This is a genomic window from Thauera sp., assembly GCF_047601425.1.
Lineage (GTDB): Bacteria > Pseudomonadota > Gammaproteobacteria > Burkholderiales > Rhodocyclaceae > Thauera.
In genome coordinates, this window is the sequence record NZ_JASGJL010000001.1 from 2,761,130 (window position 1) to 2,779,926 (window position 18,797).

General features: G+C 65.5%; 21 protein-coding genes and 1 pseudogene. 15 read left to right on the forward strand and 7 right to left on the reverse strand.

Annotation, left to right across the window (positions count from 1 at the left end; translation table 11 throughout):
- Positions 1-14 precede the first annotated feature (14 nt).
- The gene (locus tag QM748_RS13415; protein ID WP_415247427.1) at positions 15-740 is read right to left on the reverse strand and encodes a YggS family pyridoxal phosphate-dependent enzyme; all 726 of its coding nucleotides are present in this window, start codon (positions 738-740) and stop codon (positions 15-17) included.
- Between the two features lie 92 nt (positions 741-832).
- Between QM748_RS13415 and QM748_RS13420 the strand changes: the two genes are divergently transcribed.
- Positions 833-1,876, forward strand: coding sequence for a type IV pilus twitching motility protein PilT (locus QM748_RS13420; protein WP_415247428.1), 1,044 nt, complete (start codon positions 833-835; stop codon positions 1,874-1,876).
- A 58-nt stretch (positions 1,877-1,934) separates the two neighbouring features.
- On the forward strand, positions 1,935-3,068 hold the full coding sequence (locus QM748_RS13425) for a PilT/PilU family type 4a pilus ATPase (protein WP_415247429.1): 1,134 nt from the start codon (positions 1,935-1,937) through the stop codon (positions 3,066-3,068).
- 3 nt (positions 3,069-3,071) lie between these two features.
- On the opposite strand, the gene QM748_RS13430 is transcribed toward QM748_RS13425, so the two are convergent.
- Complete coding sequence (locus QM748_RS13430; RefSeq protein WP_415247430.1) at positions 3,072-4,256, reverse strand: THUMP domain-containing class I SAM-dependent RNA methyltransferase; 1,185 nt, start codon at positions 4,254-4,256, stop codon at positions 3,072-3,074.
- A gap of 268 nt (positions 4,257-4,524) precedes the next feature.
- On the opposite strand from QM748_RS13430, the gene QM748_RS13435 reads away from it, so the two are divergent.
- The 5 genes and pseudogenes from QM748_RS13435 to QM748_RS13455 form a co-directional block, all read left to right on the forward strand.
- Positions 4,525-6,126: a FecR domain-containing protein gene (locus tag QM748_RS13435; protein ID WP_415247431.1), complete on the forward strand. Its 1,602-nt coding sequence runs from the start codon at positions 4,525-4,527 to the stop codon at positions 6,124-6,126.
- A gap of 132 nt (positions 6,127-6,258) precedes the next feature.
- Positions 6,259-9,141: an EAL domain-containing protein gene (locus tag QM748_RS13440; protein ID WP_415247432.1), complete on the forward strand. Its 2,883-nt coding sequence runs from the start codon at positions 6,259-6,261 to the stop codon at positions 9,139-9,141.
- Positions 9,142-9,200: 59 nt separating this feature from the next.
- Positions 9,201-9,860, forward strand: coding sequence for a molybdenum cofactor guanylyltransferase MobA (gene mobA, locus QM748_RS13445; protein ID WP_415247433.1), 660 nt, complete (start codon positions 9,201-9,203; stop codon positions 9,858-9,860).
- Positions 9,857-11,197: a glutathione-disulfide reductase gene (gorA, locus tag QM748_RS13450; protein WP_415247434.1), complete on the forward strand. Its 1,341-nt coding sequence runs from the start codon at positions 9,857-9,859 to the stop codon at positions 11,195-11,197. Before mobA ends, gorA begins: the two co-directional genes overlap by 4 nt.
- Before the next feature lie 13 nt (positions 11,198-11,210).
- Positions 11,211-11,414, forward strand: a pseudogene (locus tag QM748_RS13455) (hypothetical protein); the annotation flags it as partial.
- A 119-nt stretch (positions 11,415-11,533) separates the two neighbouring features.
- Here the strand turns inward: QM748_RS13455 and QM748_RS13460 are convergent.
- From QM748_RS13460 to QM748_RS13470, 3 genes are all read right to left on the reverse strand, one after another.
- On the reverse strand, positions 11,534-11,935 hold the full coding sequence (locus QM748_RS13460) for a type II toxin-antitoxin system VapC family toxin (protein WP_415247435.1): 402 nt from the start codon (positions 11,933-11,935) through the stop codon (positions 11,534-11,536).
- 6 nt (positions 11,936-11,941) lie between these two features.
- Entirely contained in the window at positions 11,942-12,172 is a 231-nt protein-coding gene (locus QM748_RS13465) for a type II toxin-antitoxin system Phd/YefM family antitoxin (RefSeq protein ID WP_415247436.1), read from the reverse strand.
- Between the two features lie 83 nt (positions 12,173-12,255).
- A complete protein-coding gene (locus tag QM748_RS13470) occupies positions 12,256-12,489 on the reverse strand; it encodes a thioredoxin family protein (protein ID WP_415247437.1) in 234 nt (77 codons plus the stop codon).
- Between the two features lie 111 nt (positions 12,490-12,600).
- Here QM748_RS13470 and QM748_RS13475 point away from each other — a divergent pair, with 111 nt between their 5' ends.
- The 8 genes from QM748_RS13475 (at position 12,601) to QM748_RS13510 (ending at position 17,694) form a co-directional block, all read left to right on the forward strand.
- A complete protein-coding gene (locus QM748_RS13475; RefSeq protein ID WP_415247438.1) occupies positions 12,601-13,149 on the forward strand; it encodes a MarR family winged helix-turn-helix transcriptional regulator in 549 nt (182 codons plus the stop codon).
- A 291-nt stretch (positions 13,150-13,440) separates the two neighbouring features.
- Positions 13,441-13,620: a prepilin-type N-terminal cleavage/methylation domain-containing protein gene (locus QM748_RS13480; protein ID WP_004335670.1), complete on the forward strand. Its 180-nt coding sequence runs from the start codon at positions 13,441-13,443 to the stop codon at positions 13,618-13,620.
- A gap of 26 nt (positions 13,621-13,646) precedes the next feature.
- On the forward strand, positions 13,647-14,093 hold the full coding sequence (locus QM748_RS13485) for a hypothetical protein (protein WP_415247439.1): 447 nt from the start codon (positions 13,647-13,649) through the stop codon (positions 14,091-14,093).
- 196 nt (positions 14,094-14,289) lie between these two features.
- Complete coding sequence (locus QM748_RS13490; RefSeq protein ID WP_415247440.1) at positions 14,290-15,099, forward strand: hypothetical protein; 810 nt, start codon at positions 14,290-14,292, stop codon at positions 15,097-15,099.
- Entirely contained in the window at positions 15,096-15,947 is an 852-nt protein-coding gene (locus tag QM748_RS13495) for a hypothetical protein (protein ID WP_415247441.1), read from the forward strand. The genes QM748_RS13490 and QM748_RS13495 overlap by 4 nt, the downstream gene beginning before the upstream one ends.
- Positions 15,948-16,097: 150 nt before the next feature.
- Positions 16,098-16,391, forward strand: a complete 294-nt coding sequence (locus QM748_RS13500) for a type II toxin-antitoxin system Phd/YefM family antitoxin (protein ID WP_415247442.1) — start codon at positions 16,098-16,100, stop codon at positions 16,389-16,391.
- The gene (locus QM748_RS13505) at positions 16,388-16,795 is read left to right on the forward strand and encodes a type II toxin-antitoxin system RelE/ParE family toxin (RefSeq protein ID WP_415247443.1); all 408 of its coding nucleotides are present in this window, start codon (positions 16,388-16,390) and stop codon (positions 16,793-16,795) included. Before QM748_RS13500 ends, QM748_RS13505 begins: the two co-directional genes overlap by 4 nt.
- Positions 16,792-17,694 (forward strand): ABC transporter ATP-binding protein, encoded by a 903-nt coding sequence (locus QM748_RS13510; RefSeq protein WP_415247444.1) that lies wholly within the window; start codon positions 16,792-16,794, stop codon positions 17,692-17,694. Before QM748_RS13505 ends, QM748_RS13510 begins: the two co-directional genes overlap by 4 nt.
- A gap of 30 nt (positions 17,695-17,724) precedes the next feature.
- Here the strand turns inward: QM748_RS13510 and QM748_RS13515 are convergent, their stop codons facing one another.
- Together QM748_RS13515 and QM748_RS13520 are read right to left on the reverse strand one after the other, a co-directional pair.
- Entirely contained in the window at positions 17,725-18,297 is a 573-nt protein-coding gene (locus tag QM748_RS13515) for a Uma2 family endonuclease (protein WP_415247445.1), read from the reverse strand.
- An 84-nt stretch (positions 18,298-18,381) separates the two neighbouring features.
- The gene (locus tag QM748_RS13520; RefSeq protein WP_415247446.1) at positions 18,382-18,771 is read right to left on the reverse strand and encodes a type II toxin-antitoxin system VapC family toxin; all 390 of its coding nucleotides are present in this window, start codon (positions 18,769-18,771) and stop codon (positions 18,382-18,384) included.
- Between the last annotated feature and the right edge of the window lie 26 nt (positions 18,772-18,797).

The following is an 18,797-nucleotide window of genomic DNA, read 5'->3' on the forward strand; positions in this document are numbered from 1 at the left end:
TGAATCGTGCCGGCTCATTGCGGCGCCGCCGGCCGCATGCGCTCGCCGAAAATCGCCGTGCCCACGCGCACCATCGTCGCACCTTCGGCCACCGCCGGCTCGATGTCATGCGACATGCCCATCGACAAGGTGTCGAGTTCCAGTCCTGCGGCCACCAGCTCCGCCTTCAGCTTGCGCAGCAAGGCGAACCGGGAGCGCAACAGGGCTTCGTCCCCGGTCGGCTCGGGAATGCACATCAGCCCGCGCAGCCGGAGCTTCGGCAGCACGGCCACTGCCTTCGCCAGCGCTACGGCCTCGTCCGGCTCGACGCCGCTCTTGCTTTCCTCGCCGCTGACATTGACCTGGATGCAGACGTTCAGCGGCGGCCGATGCACGTCACGCTGCACCGACAGGCGCTCGGCGATCTTCAGCCGGTCGATACTGTGCACCCAGTCGAAGGCATTTGCCACCGGCCGCGTCTTGTTGCTCTGCAGCGGGCCGATGAAGTGCCATTCGAGCGGTCCGTCCAGCCCCCCTTCCAGCGTCGCCTCGCGCAGCGCCTCGACCTTGGCGACGCCTTCCTGCACGTAGTTCTCGCCGAAGGCGCGCTGGCCCGCGGCGGCGGCTTCGCGCACCGCTTCGGCGGGCCACGTCTTGCTGACGGCGAGCAAGCGGACCGACTCCGGATCACGTCCGGCGGCCTGCGCCGCCGCTGCGACACGAGCCTGCACGGCCCGCAGGCGCTCCTCGATCGTCATCATGTCCGTGGTCTATTTCCTCTGGCTGAAGCGGCGAAAAGTATAACATTCCGCACCGATCGATCTTTTTGGGCTCCGCCCGGCCAGGGACTACGATGGACATCACCGAACTGCTCGCCTTCGCCGTCAAGAACAAGGCTTCCGACCTGCATCTTTCCGCCGGCCTGCCGCCGATGATCCGCGTCCACGGCGACGTGCGCCGCATCAACCTGCCGCCGATGGAGCACAAGGACGTGCACGCCATGGTGTACGACATCATGAACGACGGCCAGCGCAAGCAGTTCGAGGAAACCTGGGAGTGCGACTTCTCCTTCGCCGTGCCCAACCTGGCCCGCTTCCGGGTCAACGCCTTCAACCAGAACCGCGGCGCCGGTGCGGTGTTCCGGACCATTCCGTCCAAGGTGCTGACGCTCGAGGAACTGAACTGCCCGAAGATCTTCAAGGAGATCGCCGACACCCCGCGCGGCATCGTGCTGGTCACCGGCCCGACCGGCTCGGGCAAGTCGACCACGCTGGCGGCGATGATCGACTACATCAACGAGAACGAGTACGGCCACATCCTGACCGTCGAGGACCCGATCGAATTCGTGCACGAATCCAAGCGCTGCCTGATCAACCAGCGCGAGGTGCACCGCGACACCGCCTCCTTCGACAACGCCCTGCGCGCCTCGCTGCGCGAAGACCCGGACGTGATCCTAGTGGGCGAAATGCGCGACCTCGAAACCATCCGCCTGGCGCTGACTGCGGCCGAAACCGGCCACCTGGTGTTCGGCACCCTGCACACCTCGTCGGCGGCCAAGACCATCGACCGTATCGTCAACGTCTTCCCCGCCGCCGAGAAGGACATGGTGCGCTCGATGCTGTCCGAATCACTGCGCGCGGTGATCTCGCAGACCCTGCTCAAGACCAAGGACGGCCAGGGGCGCGTCGCCGCGCACGAGATCATGATCGGCACGCCGGCGATCCGGAACCTGATCCGCGAGAACAAGATCGCGCAGATGTATTCGGCGATCCAGACCGGCCAGAACGTCGGCATGCAGACGCTGGACCAGTGCCTGGCCGACCTGGTCCGGCGCAACATCGTGTCGCCGGTCGAAGCACGCCTGCGCGCGCAGAACAAGGACAGCATCGCCGGCTGAACGCCGGCTGTGATCCTACCCAGGCCAAGCCCCCGACTCCCGACGAGAACACGCACCCATGGAACGCGACCAGGCACTCAAGTTCATGCACGACCTGCTGCGGCTGATGCTGCAGAAGAACGGCTCCGATCTGTTCATCACCGTCGGTTTTCCGCCGGCGATCAAGATCGACGGCCGCATCATGCCGCAGTCCAACCAGGCCATGCAGCCCCAGCACACGGCCGAACTCGCGCGCGCGATCATGAATGACCGCCAGGCGGCCGAATTCGAGGCCTCCAAGGAATGCAACTTCGGCATCTCGCCGGCAGGCATCGGCCGCTTCCGCGCCAATGCCTTCGTCCAGCAAGGCAAGGTCGGGCTGGTGCTGCGCACCATCCCGCAGCGCATTCCCAGCCTGGAGGAGCTGGGCATGCCGCCAGTGCTGAACGAAGTGGCGATGAGCAAGCGCGGCCTGGTGGTATTCGTCGGCGGCACCGGCACCGGCAAGACGACGTCGCTCGCGGCGATGGTCGACCATCGCAACGAGAACAGCTACGGCCACATCATCACGGTCGAGGATCCGATCGAATTCGTGCATCCGCACAAGAACTGCATCGTCACCCAGCGGGAGATCGGCATCGATTCCGACTCGTGGGAAGCCGCCCTGAAGAACACCCTGCGCCAGGCGCCGGACGTCATCCTGATGGGCGAGATCCGCGACCGCGAAACCATGGACTACGCCATCGCCTTCGCCGAGACCGGCCACCTGTGCCTGGCCACGCTGCACGCCAACAGTGCCAACCAGGCGATCGACCGCATCATCAACTTCTTCCCCGAAGAGCGCCGCCAGCAATTGCTGATGGACCTGTCGCTGAACCTGCGCGCGATGATCTCGCAGCGGCTGCTGCCGCTGAAGGAACGCAAGGGCCGCGTGCCGGCGGTGGAAGTGATGCTGAACTCGCCGCTGATCGCCGACCTCGTATTCAAGGGCAACATCCCCGAGATCAAGGAAATCATGAAGCGCTCGCGCGAAATCGGCATGCAGACTTTCGACCAGGCCCTGTTCGAGCTCTACGAGGCCGGCAAGATCACCTACGAAGACGCCCTGCGCAACGCCGACTCCATCAACGACCTGCGCCTGCAGATCAAGCTCCACAGCAAGCTCGGCGAACAGCCGACCGGCGGCGGGCTGCAGGACCTCGGCCTGGTCTGAGGCTCAGCCGCCGCCGTCCGACGGCCCCGCGTCCGGCTCACGCTCCTTGCGCCGGTTGCTGCCAGCGACCATGCGGTATTCGTACAGGCGGCATTCCAATGCGCCATTGAACAAAGGCGTGCGCCTGCTCGCCTTCAGGCCGATCAGCTTCGGCAGCGCCGGATCGGCGCTGAAGAAATGGCAGCGCCAGCCGCCCCAGCGCTGCTTGAGCGCATCGCCCAGGCACGGATAGAAGGCAGCCAGTTCCTCGGCCTCGCCGATGCGCACGCCGTAGGGCGGATTCGCCACCATCACGCCCTCGGCCGCGGGCGGCATACGCTCCAGCACGTCGGCGCGGTCCAGGGTCACGCACTTCGCCAGTCCGCCGGCGTCCAGATTCACCCGCGTGCGGCGCACCCATTCGCCGACGATGTCCGAACCAAAGAGCGGCAGGACACGCGGCGCCTGCCGCCGCGATTCTGCGGCGCGGCGCACCGCTGCCCAGCCGGCCCGGTCGTGGTGGCGGAACTTCTCGAAGCCGAAGCCGCGCCCCAGCCCCGGTGCGATGTCGAGCGCCATCATCGCCGCCTCGATCAGGAAGGTGCCGCTGCCGCACATCGGATCGAGCAGCACCTCGCCCGGCGTCCACCCCGACAGGCGCAGGATGCCGGCGGCCAGGTTCTCCTTCAGCGGCGCTTCGACCGCGGCGGGCTTGAAGCCGCGCTTGTACAGCGGCTCGCCCGAGGTATCGACGTACAGCGTCGCCGTGTCCTCGGTCAGGAAGAGATGGATGCGCACCGCCGGATTCGCCGTATCCACGCTCGGGCGCCGGCCGCTGACGGTACGGAAATGGTCGCACACCGCGTCCTTGACCCGCAGCGTGATGAACTCCAGGCTCTTCAGCGGCGACTTGCGCGCGGTGACGTAGATGCGGATCGTGTCGTCGGCGGTGAACCACTTCGCCCAGGTCACGCTGTAGGCGAGCTTGTAGATGTCGATCTCGGCCCGGTAGCGCCCCTGCGCCACCCGCCACAGCACGCGGGTGGCGAGCCGGCTTTCCAGGTTGGCGCGATGGCAGGCTGCCCAGTCGCCCTGCCAGGCCACCCCGCCATGCACCGCCTGCACGCTTTTGGCGCCGAACGCATGCAGTTCGTCGGCAAGCAGGGCTTCGAGGCCACGTGGACAGGGAGAAAAGAAAGTTTCGGCCATTGCGGGCTCCGGGCAGGGAAGGGGCGCATTGTACCGCCCGCCACAGTTCTGCCGGGCAGAACGCGTCATGTCCGCCCCTGTAAACACGATATGAGCAAGAAGTATGCATTTTGATCTTCCGCATGCTTCTCCACCGGCTCGTGGGGCTATCATTCGCTACGTAGGAAAAAAACATCGGACGACACCGGCTTCAGCATCGTCCACTGCCGCAAGGACTGCCATGGACATCAGACCTCTGCCGCGACCTCCTGCCCTGCGGGCAGCCCGGATGTCGTCCCTCCTGCTCTTCGCCCTGCTCGGCCCCTGCGCTGCAGCCCAGGCCCAACAGGATTTCGACTACATCGTCCAGCCCGGCGACAACCCGTGGAACATCACCACGCGTTATCTCAAGCACATCAACTACTGGCCGAGGATCCAGGCCTACAACCAGATCCTCGAGCCGACCCGGATCCCCCCCGGCACCCGGCTGCGCATGCCGTTCAAGTGGATGCGGACAGAAGCCGTGTCGGCGCGCGTCGTCGATGTGCTCGGCACCGTCCAGCATGAGATCGGCAGCCAGGCCAGCCCGCTCTCGCCCGGCATGATGCTTTCCGCCGGCAGCCTGATCCGCACCGGACATGACGGCAGCGTGACGCTGCAGCTTCCGGACGGCAGCCGCAACCTGATCGAAGCCAATTCCGAGCTGCACATACGCACGCTGCATCGCCTCGAGGCCTCGGATGGGCAGCTTGTCGACTTCGAACTGAAACGCGGCCGCATCGACAACAGCGTACAGTCGATGCGGCACAGCGGCGGCCGCTACACCATCGAGACGCCCGCTGCCGTGGCCGCCGTCCGCGGCACCGAATTCCGTGTCGCGGCACTGGCCGACGGCATGCTGGCGGAAACGGTCAGCGGCGAAGTTTCCCTGCACAACCGTCGCGGCGAAACCCGCCTGGGCGCCGCCACCGGTGCCTATGCGGCGGCAGGCGAAGCGCCCGGGCAGGCCACCGGCCTGCTGCCTGCGCCAAGCGTGGAAGCCGTTCCCGGAGTCATCGACCGCTTACCCTTCCGCCTGCCGATCGAAGCCGTCGCAGGGGCCACGCGATACCGCACCCAGGTCGCCTCGCAGCAGAGCTTCACCGCGCTCGCATCGGATCTCGTCGCCGATGAGCCGGCGGTGCTCGGCAGCGCCGCGCTGGCCGACGGCCGCTACCACATACGCGTGCGCGCAATCGACGGCCGCGGCCTGGAAGGCCTGGGCGCCGAGCGCGAGATCGTCGTCGATGCGCGCCCTGAGCCTCCTTTCCCCAGCCAGCCGGCGGCCGGCGGCTTCGCGGTGGAGGACAGGGTCACCTTCCGCTGGGCCCGCATTCCGGACGCCCGGGCCTACCATTTCCAGCTCGCCGCCGACAGCAGCTTCAGTGCTCCGCTCACCGCTCACGAAACGCTCGACGGCACCGGACTCGTTGTGGATGCGCTGCCTGCCGGCGACTACTTCTGGCGCGTCGCCGTCAGCACGACGGCGGAAGGCCGCGGACCATGGTCCGACCCCCAGCCCTTCCGGCGCCCCCCTGCCGGCCCCACCGCCGCTGCAGCCGAAGTGGACAGCGATCTCCTCCGCCTGCACTGGCGCGCAGGCAGCGAAGGCGACCGCTACCAGGTCCAGCTCAGCCGTGAAGCCGATTTCAGCGCACCGGAACATGAGTTCGACACCACCACGCCCGAAATCGCCCTCCACCAGCCCGAAGCCGGAACCTGGCATGTGCGCATCCGCACGCAAGAGCCCGGCAGCCCGCCCGGCCCCTGGGGCCAGGCGCAGCAGATCGACGTTCCGCACAGCCGCTGGCAAGCGCTCTTCCTGCTGCTACCGGTGATCCTCGCGCTATGACGGCCCTCGCCCCTCCGTCCGCAAGACACGCGCACGCTCCCCATGGCGGCGCGGCGGAGGGGCTTCGCAGGACGCTGGCCTCCCTGCACAAGGCCCCGGCCCCCGACCATGGAGATGAAGGAGGCTAGCGCTGTGAGCCGCAGCCGACTGGCCGAAGTCTCCGGACGCTACCTGCCATGGGCAGTGGCAGCAGTCCTGGCATGCGCCCTGTCGCTGCTTTCCTGGCTGCCGGTGCAGCGTTTCGACCTGCTCGCCTACGACACGCTCGAGCCGCTGTTCCGCGGCAAGAACCGCACGCAGGATTCGATCGTGATCGCGATCGACGACGCTTCACTCCACGCGCTCGGACGCTGGCCCTGGGATCGTGCCGTGCATGCGCAGCTGGTCGACCGGCTCAGCGCGGCCGGCGTCTCCGCCATCGGCATGTCGATCCTGTTTGCCGAGCCCTCCGGCAGCGACCAGCGGCTGGCGGCGTCTATCGCGGCATCCGGCCGCGTCGCGCTGGCAGTTGCGCCACGGGAGGCCGGGGGCTTCGACGGCGGCGTGGCCGACCTGCTGCCCACGCCCGAACTCGGCAATGCCGCCGCCGCACTCGGCCATGTCGATGTCGAACTCGACGCCGACGCCCTGGTGCGGCGCACCTATCGCCGCGCGGGCAGCGGCTCGCCGCATTGGGAAGCGCTCGCCTTGGCAGCCCTGCGCCTGGCGGCCCGAAGCCAGGCAGCTTCGGGCACTCACTGGATGCGCCATGTCGCTTCCAGTCCGCAGTGGGTGCGCGAGGGCGAAATCCTGCTGCCTTATCCCGGCACGAGCACCGCACCTGCCCGCATCCCGTATCACAGCCTGCTCGACCGCCCCGAGCTCGCCGAACGGCTGCGCGGCAAAGCCGTGTTCATCGGCCCCACGGCCTATGGCCTCGATGCCAGCCTGCCCACCCCGGACTCCCGCAACGGCCAGCCGATGGCAGCGGTCGAGTTCCACGCCCGCACCTATGACGCACTGAACAGCGGCCTGATCTATCGCAGCGCGGACAACAGCGCCGCCCTGGGCCTCGGCCTGGCCTTGCTGACGCTTGCCGCCCTCGTCCACGCCCGCCTGCAGTCCCCGCCCACCGCCGCCGCCGCAGTGGCCGGCCTTGCCATGCTTCCGGTTGCCATCAGCGGCATGGCGCTCAATGCCTGGCAATTGTGGATCTCCCCGATCCCGGCACTGGCCAGCCTGCTGTTCGGCAGCCTGCTGTGGTTCGGGCTGTACCTGCAGCGCACCCGCGGCAGGCTGCGCCACGCCCAGCAGGACGCCGACGCCACCCTGCGCTCGATCGCCGATGCGGTCTTCACCATCGACGAAGGCACCCGCGTCACCCTGACCAATCCCGTTGCCGAACATCTGACCGGCCTGAGCCGCGACGAAGCGCAGGGCAGCCTGATCGGGGACCTCGTCCGCGGCCATACCGGCCAGACCCCGCAGATCGTCGAAACCGTGCTCGCCTGCCTGAAGAACCGGCTGCCCATACGCCTGCCGGAACCGATCGAATGGCAGGGTCCGGACGGCAGCAGCTACGCCCTCAAGCTCACCGCGACCCCGGTCGGCGGTGCCGGCGGCGGCGCGGTACTGGCGTTCAACGACGTCACCGACGCCATCGCCGCCACCGTCCGGCTGCAGCACGAAGCCACTCACGACCTGCTGACCGGGCTGCCCAACCGCGCCCTGCTGCTCGACCGCCTGCGCCAGGCGCTGGCCAATGCCTTGCGCCACAGCAACATGCTGGCGCTGCTGTTCGTCGACCTCGACCGCTTCAAGCGCATCAACGACAGCCTGGGACACGACGCCGGCGACGCCGTGCTGCGGGAAGTGGCTGCGCGCCTGCAGGCCTCGGTGCGCCGCGGCGACACCATCGCACGCTGGGGCGGCGATGAATTCATCATCCTGATGGACAAGCTGGAAGACCGCACTGCGGTGATCGCCGTGGCGCTCAAGGTGCTCGAGATTCTCGACCGCGAGTTCGAGGCCGACGGCAACACCGGCCTGCTGCTGTCGTGCAGCATCGGCATCAGCGTAGGGCCGGACGACAGTCCGAATGCCGAAACCCTGCTGTCGATGGCCGACAAGGCCATGTACCGGGGCAAGATCGAAGGCGGCAGCCGCTACACCTTCTACTCGCCGGAGATGAACACCTGGTCGCGCGACCGCCTGGACATGGAAACAGCGCTGCACCACGGCCTCGCCAACGAAGAATTCGAACTGTTCTACCAGCCGCAGATCGAGATCGCCAGCGGCCGCCTGGCAGGCCTCGAATCCCTGATCCGCTGGCAGCGCCCGGGCAAGGGGCGGGTGATGCCGGACGAGTTCATTCCCGCTGCGGAAGAATCCGGCATCATCCGCGGCATCGGCAAATGGGCGATCCACAACGCGATGAGGCAGACCGCGCGCTGGAGCCGCGAAGGGCTGCTCGCAGTACCGCTGGCGGTCAATGTCTCGGCCCGCCAGTTCTCGGACATGGCCATCGTCGACACCATCCGCGAAGGCCTCAGCGACAGCGGGCTCGCGCCATCGATGCTGAAGGTGGAGCTGACCGAATCGACCGCGATGCGCGACCCCGGCTGCGCCGCCGAACTGCTGCGGAGCATCCACGGCCTGGGCGTCAGCATCGCGGTCGACGACTTCGGCACCGGTTATTCCTCGCTGTCGCTGCTCAAGCGCTTCCCGGTCTCGGAGCTGAAGATCGACAGGAGCTTCGTCGGTGACGTCGGCGACACCGGCGACCACGACGCCGCCGCGATCGTGCGCGGCACCATCGCCCTGGCCCACGGCCTCGGCATGACCGTGGTCGCCGAAGGTGTCGAGACCCAGGCGCAGTTGCGTTTTCTCGCCGACCATCGCTGCAACGTTGCCCAAGGCTACCTTTTCGCCCAGCCCCTGCCGTCGGACGAAATCCGCAACTGGCTCAGCGGTCCGCCGCCACACGTGCTGCAGGCCGTCGGCCTGCTCGGCAGCAGGAAGCCGCCCGCGGCCTGACCGCATGGCCGGCAAGCCGCTACAATCGACAGCCTCGCCGACACCTCATTGCCGTCACGATGCCCGCTCCTGCCCCGCGCCCTGCCGACCGCCGCATCACCGGTGTCCTGCTCGCCGGCGGCCAGGGCAGCCGCATGGGCGGCGTAGACAAGGGCCTTGCCGAACTCGCCGGCAGGCCGATGGCCGCACACGTGCTCGCGCGCCTCGCGCCGCAGGTGGATGAAGTCATCATCAATGCCAACCGCAATCTCGAAATCTGGCGCGCCTTCGGCCATCCGGTGTTCGGCGACGACATCGGCGGCTTCGCCGGCCCGCTTGCCGGACTGCATGCCGCGCTGTCGAACGCCCGCCACCCACTGGTCGCCACCGCGCCCTGCGACTCGCCGTTCCTGCCGGCCGATCTCGTCGACCGCCTCGCCGGTGCGCTGCACGCAGCCGGCGCCCAGCTCGCCGTTGCCCGCGCGGCCGGACGCCTGCAGCCGGTGTTCTGCCTGTGCCGGCGCGAGCTGGCCGGGCACCTCGCCGACTATCTCCACGGCGGCGGGCGCGGCGTCGCCCGCTGGCACGACACCCTCGACGTGGCTGAAGCGGCTTTCGACGACGAGGCCGCGGCCTTCCGCAACATCAACACCCCCGAGGAACTTGCGGAGGCCGGCCGCAGCCTGAACCTCGACGGCAACCCGGCCGTCACCGACATCCAGCAAAGGAATCCGACATGAAGCAATACGACTACATCGCCATCGGCGGCGGCAGCGGCGGCGTCGCCACCGCCCGGCGCGCGGCGGAATACGGCGCCCGCGTGCTGCTGGTCGAAGCCGCCCGCCTCGGCGGTACCTGCGTGAACGTCGGCTGCGTGCCGAAGAAAGTGATGTGGTACGCCTCGAACATCGCCCAGGCCATGCGCGACGCCCCCGGCTACGGCTTCGACGCGCCGGAAATCCGCTTCGACTGGAACACTCTCAAGACCCGCCGCGACGCCTACATCGCCCGCCTCAACGGCATCTACGCCAACATGCTGGACAAGGCCGGCGTCGACGTCGTCGAGGGCTTCGCCCGCTTCGTCGATGCCCGCACGATCGAAGTCGGCGGCGAACGCTACAGCGCGCCGCACATCGTCATCACCACCGGCGGCCGCCCGGCGCTGCCGGACATCGAAGGCGCCGAGCTCGGCATCGATTCGGACGGTTTCTTCGCCCTCGACCGGCAGCCGCGCCGTGTCGCCGTGGTCGGCGCCGGCTACGTCGCGGTGGAACTGGCCGGCGTGTTCCAGGGCCTCGGCAGCGAGGTCGACATGCTGGTGCGCGGCCCCCACCTGCTGCGCCCCTTCGACGCCATGCTGCGCGACGAGCTCGGCGAACAGATGCAGGCCAATGGCGTGCGCCTGAACTTCGGCGTCCAGCCCAAGTCGGTCAGCCGCCAGGCCGACGGCAGCCTGCGCATAGCCTGCGATGACGGCAAGGTCTTCGAAGCCGACGCCCTCGTGTGGGCCACCGGCCGCCGCGCCAACACCGACCGCCTGAATCTCGAAGCCGCCGGCATCGCCGCCGACGACAAGGGCGTCATCCATACCGACGCCTTCCAGAACACCAAGGTGGCCGGCATCTACGCCATCGGCGACATCACCGGCCAGGCCGAGCTGACCCCCGTCGCCATCGCCGCCGGCCGCAAGCTGGCCGCCCGCCTGTTCCTGAACCAGCCCGACAGCCGGCTCGACTACGACAACATCCCCACCGTCGTCTTCAGCCACCCGCCGATCGGCACCGTCGGCCTCACCGAGGACGAAGCCCGCAAGCGCTTCGCCGAGGTCAAGGTCTACACCACCCGCTTCACCGCCATGTACCACGCCCTGACCGAGCACCGCCCGCGTACGGCGATGAAACTGGTCTGCGAAGGCGCCGACGAACGCATCGTCGGCGTGCACGTCATCGGCGACGGCGCCGACGAGATGCTGCAAGGCTTTGCCGTCGCCGTCCGCATGGGCGCGCGCAAGGCCGATTTCGACCGCACCGTCGCCATCCACCCCACCAGTGCCGAAGAACTCGTCACGCTGCGCTGAGGGGCCGGACGCCATGCCGATGAGCTACGAACAGCACTTGGACGAAGTCACCACCCTGCTCTACGAACGCTACGAGCAGAGCGAAGAGGCCGCGATCAAGCTCGTCATGGCCGCGCAGGAGGACGACTTCTTCAGCGGCCACGACGACGATCCGTCCATCTGCACGCAGGAACGCGCGGAGGCCGACGCCCGTGCCGTTTACCGGCAATACGGCCAGCCGCGCCCGGCGGCGGCTGCACAAAAGCCGGTGGAGCAGCGGCGGAAGCCGAAACGGAAATGAAGGCTTGATTCGAGATCGGGGCGCCGGATGGTCAGCCATTCAGGCAAGGGCCCCGCTCACTCGGCAAGCCAGTTCTCCACGACGAGCCCCTTCACCCGCCCGAACTCGCGCACATTGTCGGTGACCAGTACGGCGCCAAGCGAAAGCGCCTGGGCGGCGATCCATAGATCGTTGGCGCCGATCGGCGTCCCCTGCTTTTCGAGTTCGGCACGGACACGTGCATAGACACCGCCGACCGCAGCATCGAGCGGCGGCACGGCCAGGCCGGCAAGCACGGCAGCGAGCCGGCTCCGGTTGCGCTCGATCTGCGCACTCTTTTCCACACCGGTTTCCAACTCCCCGAGCACGATCGGCGACAACAGGATTGCTGCCGCCGGCAGCGTTTCCAGCCGAGCACGCACGGCTGGATGCCCCTTCAATGCCGCGATGAAGATGTTCGTATCGAGCAGGTAGCTCATGGACCGTCAGTCCCAATCGGCTACCGGCTCTGCCGGCGCATCGTCAGGCGGGCTCAGATCCAGCCCGCCATCCTCCCAGCACGGCCGGAAGACATCCGCCGCCGAGCGCATCGTATCCGGCACGAGACGAGCGATCACCCGGCCACGCCGCGTGATCGCCACCTCTTCACCATTCTCCACGGCAGCCAGCAGTGCCGAAAAATGGCTCTTCGCTTCGACAACAGCGACAGTACGCATGGCGCACCTCCATAAATGACCACATGGTCACATTCTGGCAGAGGCGGCCATCAGATGCCAACACCGTGCATATCAAGCGGCACCTACTTCAGATCCTTCAGCGAGGCACCGAAGTTGATGTGGAAAGGCTGGCCGTCGATGACCAGCGCCGGCACCGACTTGACGCCGAGGCTTTCGGCTTCGGCGATGCGGGATTTCTGCTCGCCCAGATGCACGACTTCGACCGTATAGCGCGCAGGATCAAGCGCGCTGGCGAACTGCTGCTCCGCGGATACGCAAACCGGGCAACCCGCGTGGAAGAACACAGCCTTGCTCATGATGACTCTCCTCGGTTCAATGGATATTTATGCATCGACTCGATGCATTTTTAGCATAGACCCCACACATCATGCTGGTCAAGTCATGCATCGAGGCGATACATTATCTTCATGAGCACCGCCACCCTGTACCTCGAACGCCTGAGCACACTGTTCCAGCAGGCCGTGCGGGAGGACGCCGCGCGCCACGGCCTGCTGCCGATCCACATCCAGGTGTTGCAATACCTCGCCCAGGCCAACCAGTACAGCGACCTGCCGATCGCCATCGCCGATTACTTCGGCATCACCCGCGGTACCGTGTCACAGACCCTGGCCGTGCTCGAACGCAAGGCGCTGATCATCAAGCAGGCCGACGCACGCCACGGCAAGCGCATCCACCTGAAGCTGACGCCTGCCGGCATGGCGGTGATGCAGGACAGCTGGGCCGAGCGCATGCAGCGCGCGCTCGACATGCAGGCCGACGGCGCCGCGCTCGCCGACACCCTGCGCGACATCCTCGTCGCCCTTCAACGCCTCAACGGCCAGCACGCCTTCGGCATCTGCCGGCAATGCGCCCACTTCCGCACCGACGGCGACACCACGCGCTGCGGCCTGACCGGCGAAACGCTGGCCGTCGAGCAAACCGGGAAAATCTGCCGGGAATGGGCAACGTCCGCCTGACGGCGAGATTCCCGTATCAGTTCTGCCGAAATGCGCTACGGCCGGATCGGCAAAAAGAGACTTCCTCTCGTCACAAGAACAACGCACGCGAGTTTTGCAGTATCTCCCGGTGATCCAATTGTCAAAAGTTGACACTCCAGCTCTCCGCTTTGTCACATCCCGCCTAGTCCTGCTGTCAACCAGCGGTAAAAAATCACGGAAACTTGCCCTAACTTGCGCTCCTGAACCTGGCACGGCTTTCGCTATGTACATGTCAAGCGGATCACCGCCGTACTCAAAGGAGCAAGGCAAATGAAAAAGATTCAGAAAGGTTTCACCCTGATCGAACTGATGATCGTCGTGGCGATCATCGGCATTCTGGCAGCCATCGCGATTCCGCAGTTCAACGAGTATCGAGCGAAGGCCAACGACACTTCCGCAGTGGCTGATGCCAAGAACGGCATCACTGCAATCATCTCATCGCTGCGCTGATCTGATCTGGAATTTGGAGATACAAGATGAAAAAGCTTTCTGTTCTGCTGATTGGTTTGATGGCATCGGGCCTGACTTTTGCACAAGTTGCTACAGGAACTGTACCGCTTGCAGGATCCGGCCCCGTTACAATCGACCAATGTGGTCTGCTCAATGAGAATGTAACCATCAATCTGTCAACTGGGGTGAATGCCGGCGTCAACTGCACCGCAACACGCGTTGCCATCAGTGCTTGCCACCTTGGTGGCCGAACGGTCGCGCGGCAGGTGGACCGGCCTACCCCAGAAGGATGCGGTGTTCCCGACCCGGATACAGGAGATGTCACTGAATGCACCGGAACTGAACGGGTAACTGCCACCGGAGCAGCTATGGCAACCGCAACCACGCTAGCTGGTACCGTCATACCGGTATATCCCGGTCAAGCATGCAGTGCCAATCAGGCCGCAACAACAGCAAGTGAACAACGCCAATAGGAGCAACAAGATTGAAGCATAAGCAAATCCAATCTTGTTAAAATCTGCTTGATCTTGATCCTCTTAAAGCCGCTGTAAACTTTTGTCACAGCGGCTTCCACTTTTAGAAAATAAACCTTCTTATTCTGAGAAATCGATTGAATTGATTTTCATATAAAAAATCCACGATTCTGAAAATTATCCTTTTGAGTTTTCAATGAATTTATTTTCGGATTTTCGCGTAGCTGTCCACCTCATCCTCAGCGCCCGCTTTCTCACCCTGTTCCTCTGGCTTTCCATCGCCTTGGTCACGATCGGGCTAATAGCGGCCCAATTCAGTGCTCGCCAGCCCGCCACCGTGACACTGGACCTTGGCCTGACGGTGTTCCGCATCGCACTGCCGGTTGTCGCAGTGCTTCTACTCCAGGAACTACTATCACGCGAATTCGACCGAAAACTGTTCCTGAGCTCACTAACCTATCCTCGCCCACGTTACCGTTTCCTAATCGGCCGCTTCGCTGCCATCTTTGGATTGCTATTAATCGTACTGGTGGTCTTATCGGCCCTACTCAGCGGTCTAATCACATTTATCGGTAATGGCTACGCCCAGTCCACGCCTCCCGACCTCGGCCTGCCCTATCTCGTCACCCTCGCTTTCATCGCCCTCGACCTGCTGGTCGTGCTCACCATCGGCACCCTGATCGCCGTCACCACCACCACACCTAGCTTCGTCCTCATCGGCACCCTCGGCTTCATGCTGGTGGCGCGCTCCTATTCGGCCATCGTCGCGCTGCTGACGCGCGACAGCACGCTGGTCGGCAATGCCGACACTTACCAGTCGTCGCTGAGCCTGCTCGGCTACCTGTTGCCCGATCTGGCTGCGCTGGATGTGCGGATGATCTCGCTCTACGGCCAGTGGCAGTTCCTGCCCGAGGACTGGGCGCTGCGCGTGGTCTCGGCGCTGGCTTATGCGGCGGCCCTGCTGGGTCTGTCGGTGTGGGCGCTGAACCGCAAGAAGTTCGCATGATGGATAGCAGGAACCTCGCTCCGCTGGCGGTCGCGGTAGCCGGCTTCGGCCTGTTTGCCGCGATCTGGGCGACGCGTCCGTCCGTCAGTGCTGCACCGCCGGCCGAGGTGTTCGACCGCGTGGTGCTGTCGGCGCCGGTGCAGTTGCTGCTGACCGGCGGTGACCGCTTCCTGGCGGCGAACTTCGAGTCGATCCGTGCCGTCGCCACCGCCAGTGATGCACCCGAGGCGGCGGAAGCCAATGCCTCTTTCGCCATCCGTGCGCGGCGCGTCGTGGCGCAGTTGAATCCCTGCCACGAGGACAACTACTACCAGGGCAATGCATTGCTGACCTGGGGCGGCGCGGTGGCCGAGGGCAACGACTTGCTCAAGCGCGCGACCGATTGCCGCTTCTGGGACGAGGTGCCGCCCTTCTTCTACGGCTTCAACCAGTATTTCTTCCTGCACGACGTTGACGGTGCCCGCGCGGCGCTGGAGACGGCCGCCGAACGTGCCACCGACAACGCGGCCGGCTTTCGCAAGTTCGCCATCATGCTGGCCGCGGGCGAGTTGAAGGACGACAGCGCGGCGCTGGAATTCCTGCAGCGCGAGCGCGCGCAGACGAACGACCCCAAGCTGCAGGGCATGCTCGACAAGCGCATCGCCCGGCTGCAGGGCCTGATGGCACTGCGCGCCGCCCAGCAGCGCTACGAGGCGCGCTTCGGCCAGGCGCTGGCCGATCCGCAGGCACTGATCGACAGCGGCGAACTGGACGCCTTCCCGGACGATCCCTTGCGCATCGGCTATGAGTTCGCCGAGGGGCGTTTCCGCTTGCGGGAGCTGAAGATCGCCGGGCTCGAAAGGCCGTAGGCAGAGCTGTTCCAACCGTCCTTGCCACAGAACGAGGCACCCGCCCAAGCTACCGGCATCGCCGACCTTCTCTTGGCGGCAAGCTCGATTTGCTACCGAGCGCTTGCCTTCAGGCTAGAATCAAGGCGTCAACTCTGTACAGCGACCACCATGACCATCACTGCACGAGACATCGTTTCGCTGACCACCGCCCGCGCCCAGTTGTCTGAGCTGGCGGACCAGGTCAAGGCAGGCGCGGAGAAGATCATCACCAAGAATGGTGAGAGCTATGTCGCACTGATCGATGCACAGCGCCTGGACCACTACCATCGGCTCGAACGCGCGCACATCCACATGCTGCTGATCGACGATGCCGCAAGCGGCTTGCGAGACGTTGCCGAGGGCCGCAGCCGGGACGCCCGCACGGCGATCGCCGATTTCAAGGCACGCCGCGCCAAGGAATGAGCAGGATCGCTGCCGTCCTCGTCACCCGAAGCTTCGAGCTTCATCTCGAAGCCATCGAAGGCTTCCTGGATGGGACCGATTCGTCCGGGCATTTCGATACGCTGCTCAATACCCTGCACGACGTGGTGATCCCGAACCTCGAGCGCCACCCGGACATGGGCCGTGATTTCCTCACCCGCCCTGCGCAATCCATCGAAGCGGCCTCACAGCTCGAGCGGCTCGTCTCACAGCTTGAAAAACTGGACCCCGCGGCCAGCCTGCGGGAATACGTGACGGCACAACATCTGGTGCTGTATGCGCACATCGGCGACACCGTGCATCTGCTCGCCATCCGTCACCATCGCCAGCTATCGTTCGATTTCGAATCGCTGGGCATGTGGAGTAGCCAAGGAAACCACCCATGACATCCGCTCTCGAATTCCGCTCCGTCGGCAAGACTTTCCATTCGCGCGGCAAGACCGTGCAGGCCCTGCGCGACGTCAGCTTCGAGGTCAGCGAAGGCGAGGTCTTCGGCTTCGTCGGCCCCAACGGCGCGGGCAAGTCGACCACGATCAAGGTCATGCTCGACGTCATCAACGACTACGAAGGCGAGGTGAAGCTGTACGGGGTATCGGCGCGCGAAGCGGCGTCGCGCAAGGGCATCGCCTACGTGCCGGAATCGCCCGCACTGTACGAGCAGTTCACGCCGATGGAAATCCTGCGCATGGCGCTCGACATGTACGACATCCGCCGCGCGGATGCCGAGGCCTGGTGCATGCAGTGGCTGGAACGTTTCTCGGTGGCGCAGAATGCCCGGCGCCGCATCCGCGAGCTGTCGAAGGGCAACGTGCAGCGGGTTGCGCTGGCCCATGCGCTGGTCGTCAGCCCGCGCCTGCTGGTGCTGGACGAGCCGCTATCGGGCCTGGACCCGGTGGGACGCAAGGACGTGGTGGACATCCTCGCCGACTACAAGCGCGACGGCGGCGCGATCTTCTTCACCTCGCACGTGCTGCACGACGTCGAGCGCATCGCCGACCGCTTCGGCTTCATCCACCAGGGCGAGCTGCTGACCACGCGCTCGCCGCGCGACCTGGTCAGCGAACGCGCCGACCGCTTCATCGTCCGCTACCAGGCCAATGCGCCGCTCGACGGCGAACACGCGGTAATCCGCGAAGGCGAGTACGAACAGGAGTTGGACGAGTCCGCCCTGCCCGCCTTCCTCACCCGCCTGCAGACTGCCGGCGGCCGGCTGGTGACGGTGAAGCCGGCGGTGTCGCTGGAGACGGTGTTCTTCAAGATTCTGGAAGAACGGCAGCCGGCCTGAAGGGCAGCCGGCCTGAAGGGCAGCGCGAGCCTAAGCCCCCTTCACGCCTTCGAATACCTCGGCCACCGGGCAGCGGAAATCTACGCTGGCCAGTTCCAGCTCTTCATTCGCTGCAAACGGATAGAGCACCCAGTGCCCGGTGGCATCGCGGCGGAACACTTCGACGCGGCGCTGCTCCACCGAAACCAGCACGTACTCCTGCAATGAGGGCAGCGTGCGGTAAGCAGCGAACTTGTCGCCACGGTCGTAGGCTTCAGTGGTGGGCGACAGCACTTCGACGACCAGCACCGGATGGCGCTTGACGTGGCTTGCCTCGGGCGTGCGGTCGCGCGGGTCGCAGGTGACGAGGATGTCCGGGTAGTAAAAGCTGTTTGCTGCTTCGACATGGACCTTCATGTCGGAGATGAAGGTCTTGCAGGGCTTGCCACGCAAAAGAGCATGCAAGCCGGCAAACAGGTTTCCCGCCACCGTGCCATGCGCGTCGGAAGCACCGCCCATGGCGAACACTTCGCCGTCCACGTATTCGCTGCGGAAAGGCTGTTCGCTTTCCCAGGCCAGGTAATCGTCTGGCCCGAACGGAATCTTGGGCTGGAGCAGGCTCATGATCTTTCTCGTAGCAGGCCGGGGATCGAAGCACTCGCCGGGCCAGTTTAACAGCGCAAGCAGGTCCGGTTGCAGCGACCACATTCACCAGAGTGTGCGGGTTCCAAAATGCTCGAACGCAGGGTCGCGCGTAAGCAGCACAAGTTTCTCCAGTTGGCTCTGTGCAGCAAGCATGCGATCGAAGGGATCCCGATGCTCGACGGCATAAGCACCTGCTGTCAGACAATGGTAGTAAGTGATCGGAAGGTGCTCGAAACCATCTGCCGATACCAATTCGGCAAACCTGCCGACCGCCTCATCGGCTTCACCCAGTTTGCCGAGCCGATGCTTCGTCGCCAGTTCCCAGGCGCTGGCTGCACTGACGAAAACCGGGTTGGCTGGATCGGCAATTGCCCGCCGGGCAGGGGCCGAAAGCCTTGGATCATCGAGCCACCACCACAACAGCGTATGAGTATCGAGCAACAGGCTGGTCATCGCCATCATTCCCAGGAGGAAAGCTC

Excerpts from the sequence above, each read along its gene's own strand:
- QM748_RS13425 (WP_415247429.1), top strand. The coding sequence starts at position 1,935 with ATGGAACGCGACCAGGCACTCAAGTTCATGCACGACCTGCTGCGGCTG.
- QM748_RS13420 (WP_415247428.1), top strand. The coding sequence starts at position 833 with ATGGACATCACCGAACTGCTCGCCTTCGCCGTCAAGAACAAGGCTTCC.
- QM748_RS13475 (WP_415247438.1), top strand. The coding sequence starts at position 12,601 with ATGAGCACCGCCACCCTGTACCTCGAACGCCTGAGCACACTGTTCCAG.
- QM748_RS13500 (WP_415247442.1), top strand. The coding sequence starts at position 16,098 with ATGACCATCACTGCACGAGACATCGTTTCGCTGACCACCGCCCGCGCC.
- QM748_RS13490 (WP_415247440.1), top strand. The coding sequence starts at position 14,290 with ATGAATTTATTTTCGGATTTTCGCGTAGCTGTCCACCTCATCCTCAGC.
- QM748_RS13430 (WP_415247430.1), bottom strand. The coding sequence starts at position 4,256 with ATGGCCGAAACTTTCTTTTCTCCCTGTCCACGTGGCCTCGAAGCCCTG.
- QM748_RS13470 (WP_415247437.1), bottom strand. The coding sequence starts at position 12,489 with ATGAGCAAGGCTGTGTTCTTCCACGCGGGTTGCCCGGTTTGCGTATCC.
- QM748_RS13485 (WP_415247439.1), top strand. The coding sequence starts at position 13,647 with ATGAAAAAGCTTTCTGTTCTGCTGATTGGTTTGATGGCATCGGGCCTG.
- QM748_RS13495 (WP_415247441.1), top strand. The coding sequence starts at position 15,096 with ATGATGGATAGCAGGAACCTCGCTCCGCTGGCGGTCGCGGTAGCCGGC.
- QM748_RS13415 (WP_415247427.1), bottom strand. The coding sequence starts at position 740 with ATGATGACGATCGAGGAGCGCCTGCGGGCCGTGCAGGCTCGTGTCGCA.
- mobA (WP_415247433.1), top strand. The coding sequence starts at position 9,201 with ATGCCCGCTCCTGCCCCGCGCCCTGCCGACCGCCGCATCACCGGTGTC.
- QM748_RS13435 (WP_415247431.1), top strand. The coding sequence starts at position 4,525 with ATGTCGTCCCTCCTGCTCTTCGCCCTGCTCGGCCCCTGCGCTGCAGCC.
- QM748_RS13460 (WP_415247435.1), bottom strand. The coding sequence starts at position 11,935 with ATGAGCTACCTGCTCGATACGAACATCTTCATCGCGGCATTGAAGGGG.
- QM748_RS13505 (WP_415247443.1), top strand. The coding sequence starts at position 16,388 with ATGAGCAGGATCGCTGCCGTCCTCGTCACCCGAAGCTTCGAGCTTCAT.
- QM748_RS13510 (WP_415247444.1), top strand. The coding sequence starts at position 16,792 with ATGACATCCGCTCTCGAATTCCGCTCCGTCGGCAAGACTTTCCATTCG.
- QM748_RS13515 (WP_415247445.1), bottom strand. The coding sequence starts at position 18,297 with ATGAGCCTGCTCCAGCCCAAGATTCCGTTCGGGCCAGACGATTACCTG.
- QM748_RS13520 (WP_415247446.1), bottom strand. The coding sequence starts at position 18,771 with ATGACCAGCCTGTTGCTCGATACTCATACGCTGTTGTGGTGGTGGCTC.
- gorA (WP_415247434.1), top strand. The coding sequence starts at position 9,857 with ATGAAGCAATACGACTACATCGCCATCGGCGGCGGCAGCGGCGGCGTC.
- QM748_RS13480 (WP_004335670.1), top strand. The coding sequence starts at position 13,441 with ATGAAAAAGATTCAGAAAGGTTTCACCCTGATCGAACTGATGATCGTC.
- QM748_RS13465 (WP_415247436.1), bottom strand. The coding sequence starts at position 12,172 with ATGCGTACTGTCGCTGTTGTCGAAGCGAAGAGCCATTTTTCGGCACTG.